Below are 14,349 nucleotides of genomic sequence, written 5' to 3' on the forward strand. Positions count from 1 at the left end.
CCTCCAAGGAAGCCCCTAGTGCTCTATTCCCCTCTGGGCGGGGACGCCCTGGTCAAAGGCGTGCTTCACCTTCCGCATCTCCGTCACCGTGTCGGCGAGGGCCAGGAGGGCCTCGGGGGCGCCCCGCCCCGTCACCACCACGTGGACGTGGGCAGGCCTTGCCCTAAGGGTCTCCAGGAACTCTTCCAGGGGAATCCAGCCGTAGCGCAAGGGGTAGGTGGCCTCGTCCAGGACCACCAGGTCGTAGGCCCCGGAGAGGAGGGCCTCTTTCGCCCGCGCCCACCCCTCTTGGGCGAGGAGGGCGGAGCGGGCGAGGTCCCGGCTCTTCCAGGTGAACCCGTCCCCCAGGCCCTCTATGGGGATGCCCAAAAGGGCGAAGGCCCGGTGCTCCCCAAAGCGGGCGGTCTCGTGCTTGAGGAACTGGAAGACCCGCACCTTTAGCCCCCGGCCGAAGGCGCGGAGGGCAAGGCCGAAGGCGGCGGTGCTTTTGCCCTTGCCGTCCCCGGTGTAGACCAGGAGGAGGCCCCGCCTCTCCCCCCTGGGCTTCTCGTAGGGCTTCACCCGGTTAGGCTCCTCCACAAGGCATAGCCTAGCAGGCTGGCGACCTCGCAAAGGGCGATCATGGCCCCGAGGGCGTCCCCGTTCAGCCCCCCGAGGCGGGCCCAGGCCAGGCGGGCCACCCCCCAGGCGGCGAGGAGGGCGAGGAGGGCGGGGAGGGGGTAGAGGAGGGGGAAGGGCAGGGCGAGGAGGAAGGGGGCAAGGAGGGGCCCTCCCCGCACCAGCCCCGCCATCCCGGGGTGGAGAAGGGAATAGCGGTGGAGGAAGGGGAGGAAGGCGAAGCGGGCCCACCCGGGAAAGAGGAGGAGGAAGAGGGGGTCCCGCACCAGGGTTAGGGCCTGGAAGAGGAGGAGGAGGTAGACGCCCCCCACCCCGAAGGCGAAGGCTCCCAGGTGGGGGTCCTTGAGGATTCGGAGGCGCTCCTCTTTGGGCCTGGCCCCAAGGAGGGCGTCCGCCAGGTCCAAAAGGCCGTCCAGGTGCAAGAACCCCGTGAGGCCGAGGAGGAGGGCGACCCCCAGGGCGGCGGAAAGCCCCGGGGGCAGGGGCGAAAGGGCGAGGAGGGCCAGGGGGAGCCCCAGGAGGTAGCCCGCCAGGGGGAAGAAGGCCACGCTCGCCTTGAACTCCCTCTCCCCCACCCCTTCAGGGGCCAGGGGCAAGACCGTGAGGAGGGCGAGGGCGAGGCGGAGGGCCTTCACGTTCCCTGAGAAACCCCCGCCTCCTGGAAGGTGGCCATGTGGAGGATGCGGGCGGCGGCCCGGAGAAGGGGCATGGCGAGGACTGCCCCGGTCCCCTCCCCGAGGGCCAGGTCCAGGTCCAAAAGGGGCCTCAGGCCCAGGGCCTCCAGCTGGCGGCGGTGGCCGGGCTCCCGGGAGAGGTGGCCGGCGAAGAGGTGGTCCTTCAGCTGAGGCTCCAGCTTCCAGGCCAAAAGGGCCCCCGCGGTCACGGGAAAGCCGTCCAGGACCAGGGGAAGCCCGGCCTCGTACCCCTCGAGGTAAACCCCGGCGATGGCCACAAGCTCAAGCCCCCCCACCTCGGCCGCCACCTCGAGGGGGTCCATGCCCGGGCGGAGGCGGGCGAGGGCCCGGGCCACCGCTTGGCGCTTCCGCCTCAGGCCCTCCTCCCCCACCCCCGTTCCCCGGCCCACCACGGCCTCAGGAGAGAGGCCCAGGAGGGCGGCGGTGAGGGCGGCCGCCGCCGTGGTGTTGCCGATGCCCATGTCCCCGGCGGCGAGGAGGGTGGCCCCTTCCGCGATGGCCCGCCTCGCCGCCTCGCGGCCCGCCAGGAGGGCCCTTTCCGCCTCCTCCGGGGTCATGGCGGGGCCCTGGGCCAGGTTTCCCGTCCCTTCCCGCACCTTGCGCTTAAGGAGCCCCGGGTGGTCGGGAAGCTCCCCCACCACCCCCACGTCCAGGACGTAGACGGCGCAGTCCGCCGCCAGGGCGAACTGGTTGACGGCGGCGCCCCCCTGGAGGAAGTTCAGGACCATCTGCCGGGTGACCTCCTGGGGGTAGGCCGAGACCCCCTCGGCCACCACCCCGTGGTCGGCGGCGGCCACCACCACCGCCCCCCGGCCGAGCTCCGGCTTCACCCGGCCCTGGAGGGCGGCGAGGCGCACCGCCACCTCCTCCAGGTAGCCCAGGGAGCGAGGGGGCTTGGTGAGCTGGCCCATGCGGAGCTGGGCTTGGGCCAATGCCTCGCGGTCCACCATGGAGGAAAGCTTACCCTAAGGGCATGGAGCTCTGGCTCGTGCGCCACGGGGAGACCCTCTGGAACCGGGAGGGAAGGCTTCTGGGCTGGACGGACCTCCCCCTCACGGAGGAGGGGGAGGCCCAGGCGAGGAGGCTCAAGGGGAGGCTTCCCCCCCTTCCCGCCTACAGCTCGGACCTCCTGCGGGCGAGGCGGACGGCGGAGCTTGCGGGCTTCACCCCCTTGCTGGCCTCAGAGCTTAGGGAGATCCACTTCGGGGCCCTGGAGGGGGCGCTTTGGGAGGACCTGGACCCCGTCCCCAAGGAAGCCCTCCTCCGCTTCCAGGGCTTCCACCCCCCGGGAGGGGAGAGCCTCCTGGCCTTCCAGGAGCGGGTCTTCCGCTTCCTGGAGGGGCTTAGGACCCCTGCGGTCCTCTTCACCCACGGAGGGGTGGTGCGGGCGGTGCTCAGGGCCTTGGGGGAGGACGGCCTCGTGCCCCCGGGGAGCGCGGTGGCGGTGGACTGGCCCAAGAGGGTGCTCGCCCGCCTCTCCCTTGACGGGACGGGACCGGGGAGGTAAAACAGGGGCGAGAGCGGCCGGGGTGCCCCAGGGCCCGGATGTCCTGGGGCGCAAAAGGGGGAAGACCGGTGAAAGTCCGGCGCTGTGCCGCAACGGTAACCGGCCCAACCCATAGGCCCATCGTCTAGGCCGGAAGCCCGAATACCCGCCCCGGTGCGCGCCTCACCTGCCCCCGAGCAGGGGCGAAAGGAGGCAAGCATGGGAAAAACCTTCGGTTTCCGGTTTAAGCCCCTTGTTCCCACCCCTAAGGAAGGTTCCACGTGACGGGCCTCGAGCTCTTGGCCGTGGCCTTGGGGATGCGCCACGGCGTGGACCCCGACCACCTGGCGGCGGTGGACGGACTCTCCCGGGTGAGGCCCTCTCCCCTTAACGGCGCCCTCTTCGCCCTGGGGCACGGGGGGATCGTCACCCTTTTGGCCTTCCCGGCGGCAAGCCTCCTCGGGCGGGTGGACCTCGAGGCCCTCCACCTCCCCGCCCTTCTCCTCCTCCTGGTGGCGGCCCTGAACCTCTACCGGCTCCTAAAGCCCACCCCTCCCACCTCCCCGAAGGGGCTTCCCCTCCTCAACCCCCTCCTCCTCGGAGCCCTCTTCGGCCTGGGGTTTGAAACGGCGAGCCAGCTTTCCGCCCTGGCCCTCTCCGCCGAGCTCTCCCCTTTGCGCCTCGGGGCCTTCTTCACCCTGGGGATGCTCCTCGTGGACGGGGTGGACGGGCTTCTGGCGAGCCGCCTGCAGAACCTGGCCAAGGACTCCCGAAGGGCGGAAAGGGCGAGCCGCCTCCTCGGGTGGGCGGTGGTGGCCGTGGCCCTGCTTCTGGCCTTGGCGGAGCTAGGGGGGGTGGACCTCGAGGCCATCGCCTTGCCCCTTGGCCTTGGGCTTTTCGGCCTCCTGGTCTCCTTAAGGCTCTACGCCCTAAGCCCCGCATGAGCCACCCCTACCCCCCGCCCCGGGACAAGAAGGGAAGCCGCATCGGCTTCACCACGGGGGCGAACGCCGCCGCGGCGGCCAAGGCCGCGGCCCTGGCCCTCCTCGGGGAAACCCCGGAGGAGGTGGACATCTGGCTCCCCGCGGGGTGGCGGCAGACCTTCAAGGTCTTCCGCCTGGAACGGAAGGGAGAAGGGGTCCTCGTGGGGATGATCAAGGACGCCGGGGACGACCCCGACGTGACCCACGGGGCGGAGATCCAGGCCCTGGTGCGCTTCGCCAGCGCCGACCGCTTGGAGGGCGGGGAAGGCGTGGGGGTGGTGACCAAGCCCGGCCTCGGGGTGCCCGTGGGGGAGCCCGCCATTAACCCCGTGCCCAGGCGGATGATCTGGGAGGCCGTGCGGGAGGTGACGGAAAGGCCCCTCGCCGTCACCATCGCCATCCCTGGCGGGGAGGAGCTCGCCAAGAAGACCTTAAACCCCAGGCTCGGGATCCTCGGGGGGCTTTCCGTCCTCGGGACCACGGGGGTGGTGAAGCCCTACTCCACCAGCGCCTTCCGCATGAGCGTGGTCCAGGCGGTGGGGGTGGCGCGGGCCAATGGCCTTTTGGAAATCGCCGCCACCACGGGGGGTAAGAGCGAGCGCTTCGCCCAAAGGTTCCTCCCCCACCTCCCCGAGATGGCCTTCATAGAGATGGGGGACTTCGTGGGGGATGTCCTCCGGGCCGCCCGGAAAGTGGGCGTCGAGGTAGTACGCATCGTGGGGATGATCGGGAAGATCTCCAAGATGGCCGACGGCAAGACCATGACCCACGCCGCCGGGGGGGAGGTGAACCTCGCTCTCCTCCTATCCCTCCTCAAGGAAGCGGGGGCAAGCCCCAGGGCCCTCAAGGAGGCGGAAGGGGCCGCCACGGCGAGGCGCTTCCTAGAGCTTGCCCTGGAGGAGGGGCTGGAGCTCTTCTTCCTGAACCTCGTCCGCCTCGCCCGGGAGAGGCTCCAGGCCTACATCGGGGAAAGGCCCTTTGTGAGCGTGGCCCTCACGGACTTTGACCAGGGGCGGTGCCTCGCCGCCTGGCCCGACAGGGAGGTGTACCGTGGATGACCTGATCAAGGCGCAGAAAAACCCCGCCCACCAGATGACGGAGAAGGGGCGGGCCATAGAGGAGGAGAGCTTCCGCATCGTGGACCTGGAGGCCGGGCCCCACGGGTTTTCTCCCCTGGAGTGGCCCATCGTGCGCCGGATGATCCACGCCACCGCCGACTTTGAGTACAAGGAGCTCACCCGCTTCAGCCCGGGGGCGGTGGAGGCGGGGCTAAAGGCCGTCCAAGAGGGGGCGCGGATCCTGGTGGACGCCCGGATGATCGCCTGCGGCCTGAACCCGGAAAGGCTCAGGCTCTTCGGCAACGAGGTGGTGGAGCTCCTCTCCCACCCCGAGGTGGTGGCGCGGGCCAAGGCCACGGGGGGCACCCGGGCCGAGGCGGCGGTGGCCTACGCCTGGGAGAAGGGGCTCTTGGAGGGGGCCATCGTGGGGGTGGGGAACGCCCCCACCTTCCTCCTCGCCCTGGTGGAAGCCATCGGGCAGGGAGCGAGGCCCGCCTTGGTCCTGGGGATGCCCGTGGGGTTCGTGAACGTCCTGGAGGCCAAGCGGGCCCTCATGGAGGCCCCGGTGCCCTGGATCGTCACGGAGGGCCGGAAGGGGGGGAGCACCCTGGTGGTGGCCGCCCTCCACGCCCTGATCCGCCTCGCGGCGGACGGGGGGGTGGACACCTCCCGGGCCTTCAGGGAGGGGTAGATGGCGGTTTACGTGATCGGGATGGGGGCGAGGGGCCGGGAGGGCTTAAGCCTCGAGGCCCTAAGGCGCTTGGAAGAGGCGGGGGTCCTGATCGGCGGGAGGCGCCACCTCGCCCACTTCCCCGACCACCCCGGGGAGAAGGTGCCCGTCCAAGGCCCCTTGGAGGCCCTTCTGGACCTGGCGGAGGAACGGGTCAAGGTGGGGAAGAAGGTGGCCTTCCTGGCCTCAGGAGACCCCCTCTTCTTCGGCTTCGGCAAAAGGGTTCTGGAGCGCTTTCCCGAAGCCGAGGTCCACCCCGCCCCCACCGCCTTCCAGGAGGCCTTCGCCAGGCTTAAGCTCCCCTGGGACCAGGCCCGCTTCTTCTCCTTTCACGGAAGGCCCCTGGGCGGAGCGCTTTTAGAGCTCAGCCTGTCTCCCCTTTCCGTGGTCTACACCGACCCGAAGAACACCCCGGCGCGGATCGCCCAGGCCCTTTTGGAGATGGGCGTAGACGCCCGGGCCCACGTGGCGGAGAGGCTCGGGGAGGAGGACGAAAGGGTGCGGAGCTTCGCGGGCCTAAAGGAGGTGGCCCGGGAGACCTTCCTAGACCCCAACGTCCTCATCCTGGAGGCCAAAAGGCCACTTCCCCCAAGGCTCGGCTTCTTCCCCGACGAGGCCTTTGAAAAGAGGATGCCCAAGAAGGGGCTCATCACCAAGCGGGAGGTCCGCCTCCTCGCCCTGGGCCTCCTCGCCCTCCCCCCGGACGGGGTCCTCTGGGACATCGGCGCCGGGACGGGGAGCGTGGGGATTGAGGCGGCGAGGCTCGCCCCTTGGGGGGAGGTCTACGCCGTGGAGAAAAACCCCGAGTCCTGGCCCCACATAGAGGAAAACGCCCGCCGCTTCGGGGCCTTGAACCTCGTCCTGGTCAAGGGGGAGGCCCCAAAGGCCCTAGAGGGCCTTCCCGCCCCCCATGCCGTCTTCGTGGGGGGAAGCGGGGGGGAGCTGGAGGAGATCCTCAGGGTAAGCCTGGAGGCCCTAAGGCCCGGGGGGAGGCTGGTGGTGGCCGCCATCACCCTGGAGAACCTCCTCGCGGCCTACGGCTTCCTGAAGGGGACGGGGCTTCCCATGGAGGGCTTCCAGGTCCAGGCGAGCCGGGTGGTGCCCCTTGCCCGCTACCACCGCCTCGAGGCGCAAAACCCCATCGCCCTTCTCGCGGTGCGCAAGGAGGGAGCATGAAGCTCTACCTCATCGGCCTAGGCCCGGGGGACCCGGAACTCCTCACCCTCAAGGCCCTAAGGCTCCTCCAAAGGCTCCCCGTCCTCTTCTACCCCCAGGAGGAGGGGAGGGAGCCCATCGCCCTGGGCATCGCCCGGCCCTTCCTCCCCGAGGGCAAGCCCCTCCTCCCCCTGCCCCTCTTCACCGGGGGGGACCCCGTGGAAGCGGAAAGGGCGCGGAGGGAGGCGGCCCGAAGGGTCCGGGAGGCCCTTGCCCGCCATGGGGAAGGGGGGTACCTCGTCCTGGGGGACAGCCTCCTCTACGCCTCCCCCGTGAACCTCCTCCCCCACCTCGAGGGGGTAGAGGTGGAGGCCGTCCCCGGGATCAGCGCCCACCAGCTGGCGGCGGCCCGCGTGTTGAAGCCCTTGGCCATGGGGGAGGAGGGCTTCGCCGTGGTGACGGGCCTTAAGCCCCCAGACCCCACGGGCCTGGAGCGCTTCCGGGCAGTCTTCGTCTACAAGGCCAAGGACCTGAAGGCCCTGGAAAAGGCCTTCCCCGAGCGGAAGGGTTGGGCCTTCCTGCGGCTTGGGATGCCCGGGGAGAAGGTCCTCCCCCTGGGGGAGGCTAGGAGGGAGGACTACTGGACCCTGGTGGGGCTTTGGCGGGTGGATTCCCCGATGCAGGAGGGAGAAGGATGAGGCCTTTGGTGCACGTGGTGGGCGGGGGGCCCGGGGACCCGGAGCTCCTCACGGTGAAGGGGGCGAGGCTCCTAAAGGAGGCCCGCTTCGTCCTCTACACGGGAAGCCTTTTCCCCGAGGAGACCCTTAAGGCGCTCGCTCCACAGGCGGCCCTCCAAGACTCCAAGGGGATGGTCCTGGAGGAGATCATGAGGAGGCTCGCCGAGGAGGCCCGGAAGGGCGGGGTGGTGGTCCGGCTCCACTCGGGGGACCCGGGGCTTTACGGGACGCTTCTTGAGGAGAAGGAGGGCCTCGAGGCCTTAGGGGTGGGGGTGGAGGTGGTCCCCGGGGTCACGGCGGCCTTCGCCCTGGCGGCGAGGGCGGGCTTATCCCTCACCGCCCCGGAGGTGGCCCAGGCGGTGGCCTTCACCCGGCTTGGGGTGCGGACGCCCGTGCCCGAGGGGCAGGACCCGAAAGCCCTGGCGCGAAAGGGCCTCACCCTGGCGGTCTACCTCTCGGGGATGCACCCCAAGAGGCTTTCCCGGGAGCTTATGGAGGCGGGGCTTCCCGGGGACACCCCGGTGCTCTACGGCCACAGGGTGGGCCAGGCGGGGGAGGAGGTAGGGCTTACGGACCTTAAGGGCCTCGCCCGCCTTCCTCCCCGGGACACCACGGTCTACCTGGTGGGGGAGGCCTTGAGGGCGAAGGGGGCAAGGAGCCGGCTTTACGACCCGAACTTTAAACACCGCTACAGGAGGTGAGGGCATGGGAGAGCTCTTTCTGGTGGGCATGGGCCCCGGGGACCTCGGGGGGCTCACCCAGAGGGCCCGGGAGGTCCTGGAAGGGGCGGAAGTGGTGATCGGCTACAGCACCTACGTGAAGCTCCTGGAGGAGATGGGGCTTCTTGCGGGGAAGGAGGTGGTCCGGAAGGGCATGACCGAGGAGCTGGACCGGGCGGAGGAAGCCTTGGAGCGGGCCCTTTCCGGCCAGAAGGTGGCCCTGGTTTCCGGAGGGGACCCCGGGGTCTACGGGATGGCGGCCCCGGTCTTGGAGCTCATGGAGGAGCGGGGCTTCCTCCGGGTGGACGGGGGGGTGGGCCTTCCCGGGCGGTTCGCCCTGGGGGGAAAGGAGGTGGCCCTGGAGGTGGTCCCCGGGGTCACGGCGGCCAACGCCGTGGCGAGCCTCCTGGGAAGCCCCCTGGCCCACGACACCTGCCTCATCAGCCTCTCCGACCTCCTCACCCCCTGGCCCCTCATAGAGCGGAGGCTCCACGCCGCGGGGCAAGGGGACTTCGTGGTGGTCCTCTACAACCCCCAGAGCAAAAGGCGGGACTGGCAGTTTAGAAAAAGCGCGGAGATCCTCCTAGAGTACCGCCCCAAGGAAACCCCGGCCGCCTTGGTGAAGAGCGCCTACCGGAAGCGCCAGGAGGTGACCCTCACCACCCTGGAGGGGCTAAGGGAGGCAGAGGCGGGCATGCTCACCACCGTGGTGATCGGCAACCGCCAAAGCCGCTTCTACCAGGGCACCTTCCTCACCCCCAGGGGCTACGCCCTGAAGTACGACCTGGACACCAAGGAAGCCCTCCCCGGGGAAACCCCAGGGCTTTCCCTAAGGAGGCGGGATGCCTGAGCTTGGGCCCTTGCGCCCCGAGAGGGTGGCCGTCTACACCCTCACCCTCCCTGGCCTCGCCGTGGCGGAGAGGATCCGAGGGGCCCTCCCCGGGAGCACCCTCTACGCCTCCGCCAAGTACCGGGGTCTTTCGGAAGGGGCGGTCTACTTTGAGGAGCCCGTCAAGGAACTCCTCCTCAAGACCTGGCCCCTCCACGACGGCCACGTCTTCGTCATGGCCTCGGGGATCGTCCTCAGGGCCATCGCTCCCCTCGTCCTGGACAAGCGGGTGGACCCGGCCGTGCTGGTGGTGGACCTCAAGGGGCGCTACTTCGTCCCCCTCCTCGCGGGGCACCTGGGCGGGGCGAACCCCCTCGCCCGCTACCTCGCCGAAGCCCTAGGGGGCGAGGCCGTCCTCACCACGGGGACGGACAGCCTCGGCGTCCCCGCCCCCGACCTCTTGGCGAAGGCCCTGGAGGCCCGGGTCCCCGACTGGGGCCCCCTCAAGGAGGTCTCCGCCCTCCTGGTGGACGGGAGGCCCGTGGGGTTTTGGTCGGACTGCGTGGACCTTAGCCCCCTTTTGCGCTACCCCATGGTGCGGCTCCTTCAGGCCCCGGAAGCGGAAGGGGTGGAAGGGATGGTCCTCTTCACCGTGAGAAAGCCCTTCCCTCTCCCCGTCCCCGCCCTCTTCGCCCACCCGCCCGCCCTGGTCCTGGGGATCGGGTGCAACCGGGGGACCCCCTTGGAGGAGGTCCGGCGGGAGGTCTTCGGCTTTTTGGAGGAAAGGGGCTTCGCCCGGGAAAGCCTGAGGGCCCTGGCCACCGCCGAGCTCAAGCGGGACGAGGCCGGGCTTCTGGCCTTCGCTGAGGAATCGGGCCTCCCCTTGCGCTTCCACCCCAAGGAGGTCCTGAACGCCCAAAGGATCCCCAACCCCTCGGAGGCGGTCTTCCGCCACACGGGGCTATGGGGGGTGGCGGAGGCGGCGGTCTTGGCGGAAGGGGCCTGGCTTCTCGTGGAGAAGACCAAGCGAGGGAACCTCACCCTTGCCCTGGGGGTCCTGTCCTTAGAAGTCCCCGAGGAGGCCCTGCCGTGATCCTCCTCGCCGCCCACGGCTCCCCCGACCCCAGGGCCCAGGCCCTGGCCCAGGGGCTCAAAAAGGGCCTGGAAAGAAGGCTTGGGGAGGAGGTGCTTTTGGGCTTCATAGAGCACCAAAGCCCCACCCTCCTCGAGGCCGCCCTGGAGCTCGCCAGAGGAGGGGGCGGGGTGGTCCTCCCCCTCCTCCTCCTCGGGGCGGGGCACTTGAAGGCCGACCTGCCCCTGGCCCTGGAGGCGGCGCAGGCCCGGTACCCCAAAGCCCGCTTCCTCCTCGCCCGCCCCCTCGGCACCCACCCCGCCCTGGTGGCCCTCTGGGCGGAGCGGCTTGAGCGCAGGGGAGCCACGCCCAAGGACGGGGCGGTCCTGGTCCTGAGGGGGGGCACCGACCCCGGGGCGAACGCGGAAGGGGCGGCCCTCGCCCGGCTCATAGAGGAGAAAACCGGGGTGCCCACGGTCCCCGCCTACGCCGCCAAGGCGAGGCCCACGCCCAGGGAGGCCCTTCTGCGCCTTGCCGCCCTCAGGCCCAAAAGGGTCTACCTCCTCCCCCACCTCTTCTTCCGGGGGGTGGTGGAGGAGAGGCTGAGGGGCCGGGTGGCGGGCCTGGACCTCGAGGCCCTCCCGCCCCTCATGGGCCACCCCGCCCTCCTCAAGGCCCTCGAGGACCGCTACCGGGAGGCCCTGGAGGGCGGGTACGCCCCCTGCGACACCTGCCGCTACCGCCATCCCGTGGGGCGCTTCGCCCCGAGGCGGGAGGCCCAGATCGCGGGGCTAAGGGCCCTCCGCCACGCCCTCTTCGCCCCGGGCCGCCACCCCCACGGGCCCTTCACCCACCTCCTCCTCTGCACCGGGGAGGACTGCCGGGAAAGGGGGGCCCTGGGGCTTCTGCGCCGCCTGGAGGAGGACCTGAGGGACCTGGAATCCTGGGTCCAGCTCACCCCTACCCCCTGCCTCAGCCGCTGCGGCAAGGGGCCCGTCCTCATCGCCTACCCCGAGGGGGTGGTCTACGGGGGGCTCTCCCCGGAGGACGCCCTCCCCCTGCGGAAGGCCCACCTGGAGGGGGGGGAGGTCTATCGGGAAAAGCTTTTGGAGGTGATCTAGATGGCGTGCCACGAGCTTTCGGCCCTGAGGATCGCGATCGGCGAGCTTTTGGAGAAGGAGGCCCACGACCTCCTCCACGAGCGGGAGGAGCTTGCCCCCGTGCTCGGGGAAAGGCCCGAACTTAAGCGCCTCGCCGAGGCCAAGACCTTCCCCGCCCTGGAGGCGGCCTTAAGGGAAGCCCTCCTTCACTTGGAGGAGAAGGCCGCCCAGGAGCCCGAAGAGCCCTACTGGCGGGGGCTTCTCCTGGCGGTGGAGGCTATGGAGGGGCGCCTGAAGGCCCTGAGAGCGGAGGCCGAGGCCCTCTACCAGGACCTGGACGCCCTCCACCGGAGGCTCCACCGCCTCTTCCCGAGGAGGCGATGAGGGGAAAGGTCTACCTGGTGGGGGCGGGGTTCGGGGGGCCGGAGCACCTCACCCTCAAGGCCCTGAGGGTCTTGGAGGTGGCCGAGGTGGTCCTCCACGACCGGTTGGTCCACCCCGGCGTCCTCGCCCTGGCCAAGGGGAGGCTCGTCCCCGTGGGCAAGGAGGGCTACGGGGAAAAGACCCCCCAGGAGGCCATCACGCAAAAGCTCATCGCCCTGGCCCGGGAGGGGCGGGTGGTGGCCCGGCTCAAGGGGGGAGACCCCATGGTCTTCGGGCGCGGCGGGGAGGAGGCCTTGGCCCTGAAGCGGGCGGGCATCCCCTTTGAGGTGGTCCCCGGGGTGACGAGCGCCGTGGGGGCCCTTTCCGCCCTGGGCCTCCCCCTCACCCACCGGGGGCTTGCCCGGAGCTTCGCCGTGGCCACCGGGCACGACCCCACCCTTCCCCTCCCCCAGGCGGACACCCTGGTCCTCCTCATGCCCCTCCACGCCCTGGGAGGGCTTAAGGAAAGGCTCCTGGAACGGTTCCCCCCGGAAACCCCCCTCGCCCTCCTCGCCCGGGTGGGCTGGCCGGGGGAGGCGGTGCGGCTGGGTCGGTTGGGGGACCTTCCGGGCCTCGGGGAAGGGCTTCCCTCCCCGGCCCTTTTGGTGGTGGGGGAGGTGGTGGGACTTTATGGCGAACTCCTGGGAAGCAGCGGCCTTTAGCGAGGCGGAAAAGGAGGCTGTCTACCGGGCCCTCCTTACCCGCCGGGACATCCGCCACTTCCGGCCCGACCCCATTCCGGAGGAGGTCCTGGAAAGACTCTACCAAGCCTTCCACGCCGCGCCGAACGTGGGGCTCACCCAACCCTGGGCCATCGTGGAGATCCGGGAAAGGGCGACCAAGGAAAAGGTCTTCGCTTCCTACCAGAAGGCCCGGGCCAGGGAAAGGGCGCTTTTTGAGGGCAAGGCATGGCAAGTCTACGACCGCCTGCGCCTCGAGGGCCTCCTCGAGGCCCCCCTGCACCTCGCGGTCTTCCAAAGGCCCGTCGCGAGGAGCCTCGGCCACCACACCATGCCCGAGACCCTCGCCTACTCCGTGGTGCTGGCCGTGGGCAACCTCTGGATCGCGGCCCGGGCCGAGGGGATCGGGGTGGGGTGGGTGAGCCTCCTGCATCCGGAAGAGGTGGAAAGGCTCCTAGGGGCTCCGCCGGGCTACCGGCTTTTGGCCTACCTCTGCCTGGGATACCCCAGGGCCTGGCCGGAGGAGCCCCTTCTGCAACGCGCAGGCTGGCGCTCGGGAGGACCTCTTCTCCGCTACCAGGAGCGTTTCCCGTGAGCCTCCTCCTCGCCCTCCTCCTGGACGCCCTCTTCGGGGAGCCCCCCTCGAGGCTCCACCCCGTGGTCTGGATGGGGCGGTACCTCGCCTGGGCCTGGCCCCGGGTGCGGGGCTTCTGGTCCGGAGCCTTCTACTGGACTTTGGGGGCCCTTCTCTTCGCCCTCCCCGCCTTCCTCCTGGACCTCCTCCTGAGGCCTTTGGCCTGGGGCTGGGTGGCCTTGGGCCTCCTCCTCAAGCCCCTCTTCAGCCTGAGGATGCTCCTCTTGGAGGTCTTTGAGGTGGAGAAGGCCCTGGGAGAGGGCCTCGAGGCGGCTAGAAGCCGCCTTTCCCGCATCGTGAGCCGGCATACGGAAGGGCTCTCCGAGGAGGAGGTGCGGGAAGCCGCCCTGGAGAGCCTCGCAGAGAACCTCTCGGATAGCCTGGTAGCCCCCCTCCTCTACTACGCCCTCCTGGGCCTCGGGGGGGCCGCCCTCTACCGCTACGCCAACACCGCCGACGCCATGTGGGGCTACCCGGAGCATGGGGCAAAGGGCGCCTTCGCCGCCCGGATGGACGACCTCCTAAACCTCCTCCCCGCACGCCTGGCCGGGCTTCTCCTCTGCCCCCCCGGGCTTTGGGGAAGGCTCTTCCGGGAGGCCCGCAAGACCCCTTCCCCCAACGCGGGCTTCCCCATGGCCGCCCTGGCCTTGAGGCTCGGGGTGCGCCTGAGGAAGCGAGGCGCCTACGCCCTGAACCCCCTCGCCCCCTCTCCCGAGGCAAAGCACACCCGGAAAGCCCTCTGGCTCGTGGGGGGCCTGGGCTACGGGGTGGGCCTCCTCCTCGCGGGGGCCACGGGGCTTCGGTAGCCTTTGAAAGTGGGCGGCCTTCGCGGCGCGGCCAGGGGCGGAAAAGGCGGTGAAGGCCGTCTTCCAGAGGCTCGGGGCCGTGGCCTGGGGCCACTCGGTGGCGGGCCTCCTCGAGGAGCTGGCCCAAAAGTTCCCCGTGCCCGAGGCGTTGCTGGACGCCGCCAGCGAGCTGGACAAGGCCTACATCCCAAGCCGGTACCCCGACGCCTTGCCGGAGGGCGCCCCTTTTCAGCGCTACCGGCGGAGCGAGGCCGAGCGCCTTTTGGGACACGCGGAGGCGGTGTATGCCTACTGTGAAGGTGTTCTATCCCAGATGGACGAGGGAGGAGCTCCTCCTCCGCCTCGAGGAGGGGCTTAAGGCCCTGGAGGAGGAGGTCCCCCTCCTCGAGGCCTGGCTCTTCGGCTCCTGGGCCCGGGGAAGGGCCTCGGTGGGAAGCGACGTGGACCTCCTCCTCCTCTACCGGGGGCCCCGCCGGGAGGACCTTCCCCGCCTGGCCCGAAAGGCCTTCCCCGGCCTTCCCCTGGAGCTCCACGCCTACACCGAGGAGGAGGCGGCCCGCCTCGAGGCCGTCCTCGCCCGGATGCGGGAGGGGGCCCTCCGCCTCCGTCCTTAGCCTGGGCCCC

At 70.5% G+C, this 14,349-nt stretch carries 19 protein-coding genes and 1 riboswitch; of the genes, 16 read left to right on the forward strand and 3 right to left on the reverse strand.

The window, feature by feature from the left end; genetic code table 11:
• Positions 1-15 precede the first annotated feature (15 nt).
• From cobO to cobT, 3 genes are read right to left on the reverse strand one after another with little or no spacing between them, the layout of a single operon-like run.
• Positions 16-579, reverse strand: coding sequence for a cob(I)yrinic acid a,c-diamide adenosyltransferase (gene cobO, locus ACY5J6_RS05900; protein WP_462846430.1), 564 nt, complete (start codon positions 577-579; stop codon positions 16-18).
• On the reverse strand, positions 558-1,253 hold the full coding sequence (locus ACY5J6_RS05905) for an adenosylcobinamide-GDP ribazoletransferase (RefSeq protein ID WP_462846431.1): 696 nt from the start codon (positions 1,251-1,253) through the stop codon (positions 558-560). Before ACY5J6_RS05905 ends, cobO begins: the two co-directional genes overlap by 22 nt.
• The gene (gene cobT / locus ACY5J6_RS05910; RefSeq protein ID WP_462846503.1) at positions 1,250-2,260 is read right to left on the reverse strand and encodes a nicotinate-nucleotide--dimethylbenzimidazole phosphoribosyltransferase; all 1,011 of its coding nucleotides are present in this window, start codon (positions 2,258-2,260) and stop codon (positions 1,250-1,252) included. Before cobT ends, ACY5J6_RS05905 begins: the two co-directional genes overlap by 4 nt.
• Positions 2,261-2,286: 26 nt before the next feature.
• Here cobT and ACY5J6_RS05915 point away from each other — a divergent pair, with 26 nt between their 5' ends.
• From ACY5J6_RS05915 to ACY5J6_RS05990, 16 genes are all read left to right on the forward strand, one after another.
• On the forward strand, positions 2,287-2,820 hold the full coding sequence (locus ACY5J6_RS05915; protein WP_462846432.1) for a histidine phosphatase family protein: 534 nt from the start codon (positions 2,287-2,289) through the stop codon (positions 2,818-2,820).
• Positions 2,821-2,836: 16 nt separating this feature from the next.
• A riboswitch (cobalamin riboswitch) is annotated at positions 2,837-2,975 on the forward strand.
• Between the two features lie 105 nt (positions 2,976-3,080).
• Positions 3,081-3,743 (forward strand): HoxN/HupN/NixA family nickel/cobalt transporter, encoded by a 663-nt coding sequence (locus tag ACY5J6_RS05920; protein ID WP_462846433.1) that lies wholly within the window; start codon positions 3,081-3,083, stop codon positions 3,741-3,743.
• Positions 3,740-4,840, forward strand: a complete 1,101-nt coding sequence (locus ACY5J6_RS05925) for a cobalt-precorrin-5B (C(1))-methyltransferase (RefSeq protein WP_462846434.1) — start codon at positions 3,740-3,742, stop codon at positions 4,838-4,840. Before ACY5J6_RS05920 ends, ACY5J6_RS05925 begins: the two co-directional genes overlap by 4 nt.
• Positions 4,833-5,531, forward strand: coding sequence for a precorrin-8X methylmutase (locus ACY5J6_RS05930; protein ID WP_462846435.1), 699 nt, complete (start codon positions 4,833-4,835; stop codon positions 5,529-5,531). Before ACY5J6_RS05925 ends, ACY5J6_RS05930 begins: the two co-directional genes overlap by 8 nt.
• Positions 5,532-6,746 carry a precorrin-6y C5,15-methyltransferase (decarboxylating) subunit CbiE gene (gene cbiE / locus ACY5J6_RS05935; RefSeq protein ID WP_462846436.1) on the forward strand — a complete coding sequence of 405 codons (1,215 nt, stop codon included), beginning with the start codon at positions 5,532-5,534 and terminating at the stop codon, positions 6,744-6,746. It abuts the gene before it with no gap.
• Entirely contained in the window at positions 6,743-7,423 is a 681-nt protein-coding gene (locus ACY5J6_RS05940; RefSeq protein ID WP_462846437.1) for an SAM-dependent methyltransferase, read from the forward strand. The genes cbiE and ACY5J6_RS05940 overlap by 4 nt, the downstream gene beginning before the upstream one ends.
• Positions 7,420-8,163, forward strand: coding sequence for a cobalt-precorrin-4/precorrin-4 C(11)-methyltransferase (locus ACY5J6_RS05945; protein WP_462846438.1), 744 nt, complete (start codon positions 7,420-7,422; stop codon positions 8,161-8,163). Before ACY5J6_RS05940 ends, ACY5J6_RS05945 begins: the two co-directional genes overlap by 4 nt.
• A 4-nt stretch (positions 8,164-8,167) precedes the next feature.
• Positions 8,168-9,031 (forward strand): precorrin-3B C(17)-methyltransferase, encoded by an 864-nt coding sequence (gene cobJ, locus ACY5J6_RS05950; RefSeq protein ID WP_462846439.1) that lies wholly within the window; start codon positions 8,168-8,170, stop codon positions 9,029-9,031.
• On the forward strand, positions 9,024-10,103 hold the full coding sequence (locus tag ACY5J6_RS05955) for a cobalt-precorrin 5A hydrolase (protein WP_462846440.1): 1,080 nt from the start codon (positions 9,024-9,026) through the stop codon (positions 10,101-10,103). The genes cobJ and ACY5J6_RS05955 overlap by 8 nt, the downstream gene beginning before the upstream one ends.
• Positions 10,100-11,203 carry a CbiX/SirB N-terminal domain-containing protein gene (locus ACY5J6_RS05960; RefSeq protein WP_462846441.1) on the forward strand — a complete coding sequence of 368 codons (1,104 nt, stop codon included), beginning with the start codon at positions 10,100-10,102 and terminating at the stop codon, positions 11,201-11,203. The genes ACY5J6_RS05955 and ACY5J6_RS05960 overlap by 4 nt, the downstream gene beginning before the upstream one ends.
• A complete protein-coding gene (locus ACY5J6_RS05965) occupies positions 11,204-11,566 on the forward strand; it encodes a DUF3209 family protein (protein ID WP_462846442.1) in 363 nt (120 codons plus the stop codon). It abuts the gene before it with no gap.
• Entirely contained in the window at positions 11,563-12,267 is a 705-nt protein-coding gene (cobA, locus tag ACY5J6_RS05970; RefSeq protein WP_462846443.1) for a uroporphyrinogen-III C-methyltransferase, read from the forward strand. Before ACY5J6_RS05965 ends, cobA begins: the two co-directional genes overlap by 4 nt.
• Positions 12,236-12,880, forward strand: a complete 645-nt coding sequence (gene bluB / locus ACY5J6_RS05975) for a 5,6-dimethylbenzimidazole synthase (RefSeq protein ID WP_462846444.1) — start codon at positions 12,236-12,238, stop codon at positions 12,878-12,880. Before cobA ends, bluB begins: the two co-directional genes overlap by 32 nt.
• Positions 12,877-13,725: an adenosylcobinamide-phosphate synthase CbiB gene (cbiB, locus tag ACY5J6_RS05980; RefSeq protein ID WP_462846445.1), complete on the forward strand. Its 849-nt coding sequence runs from the start codon at positions 12,877-12,879 to the stop codon at positions 13,723-13,725. The genes bluB and cbiB overlap by 4 nt, the downstream gene beginning before the upstream one ends.
• A gap of 49 nt (positions 13,726-13,774) precedes the next feature.
• Positions 13,775-14,083: a HEPN domain-containing protein gene (locus ACY5J6_RS05985; RefSeq protein ID WP_462846446.1), complete on the forward strand. Its 309-nt coding sequence runs from the start codon at positions 13,775-13,777 to the stop codon at positions 14,081-14,083.
• On the forward strand, positions 14,010-14,339 hold the full coding sequence (locus ACY5J6_RS05990; protein WP_462846447.1) for a nucleotidyltransferase domain-containing protein: 330 nt from the start codon (positions 14,010-14,012) through the stop codon (positions 14,337-14,339). Before ACY5J6_RS05985 ends, ACY5J6_RS05990 begins: the two co-directional genes overlap by 74 nt.
• Positions 14,340-14,349: the final 10 nt, after the last annotated feature.

This window comes from Thermus sp. H19.2 (assembly GCF_054979525.1).

Coding starts and splice junctions, on each gene's coding strand:
- ACY5J6_RS05915 (WP_462846432.1), top strand. CDS start 2,287: ATGGAGCTCTGGCTCGTGCGCCACGGGGAGACCCTCTGGAACCGGGAG.
- ACY5J6_RS05925 (WP_462846434.1), top strand. CDS start 3,740: ATGAGCCACCCCTACCCCCCGCCCCGGGACAAGAAGGGAAGCCGCATC.
- cbiE (WP_462846436.1), top strand. CDS start 5,532: ATGGCGGTTTACGTGATCGGGATGGGGGCGAGGGGCCGGGAGGGCTTA.
- ACY5J6_RS05940 (WP_462846437.1), top strand. CDS start 6,743: ATGAAGCTCTACCTCATCGGCCTAGGCCCGGGGGACCCGGAACTCCTC.
- ACY5J6_RS05945 (WP_462846438.1), top strand. CDS start 7,420: ATGAGGCCTTTGGTGCACGTGGTGGGCGGGGGGCCCGGGGACCCGGAG.
- cobJ (WP_462846439.1), top strand. CDS start 8,168: ATGGGAGAGCTCTTTCTGGTGGGCATGGGCCCCGGGGACCTCGGGGGG.
- ACY5J6_RS05955 (WP_462846440.1), top strand. CDS start 9,024: ATGCCTGAGCTTGGGCCCTTGCGCCCCGAGAGGGTGGCCGTCTACACC.
- ACY5J6_RS05965 (WP_462846442.1), top strand. CDS start 11,204: ATGGCGTGCCACGAGCTTTCGGCCCTGAGGATCGCGATCGGCGAGCTT.
- cobA (WP_462846443.1), top strand. CDS start 11,563: ATGAGGGGAAAGGTCTACCTGGTGGGGGCGGGGTTCGGGGGGCCGGAG.
- bluB (WP_462846444.1), top strand. CDS start 12,236: ATGGCGAACTCCTGGGAAGCAGCGGCCTTTAGCGAGGCGGAAAAGGAG.
- ACY5J6_RS05990 (WP_462846447.1), top strand. CDS start 14,010: ATGCCTACTGTGAAGGTGTTCTATCCCAGATGGACGAGGGAGGAGCTC.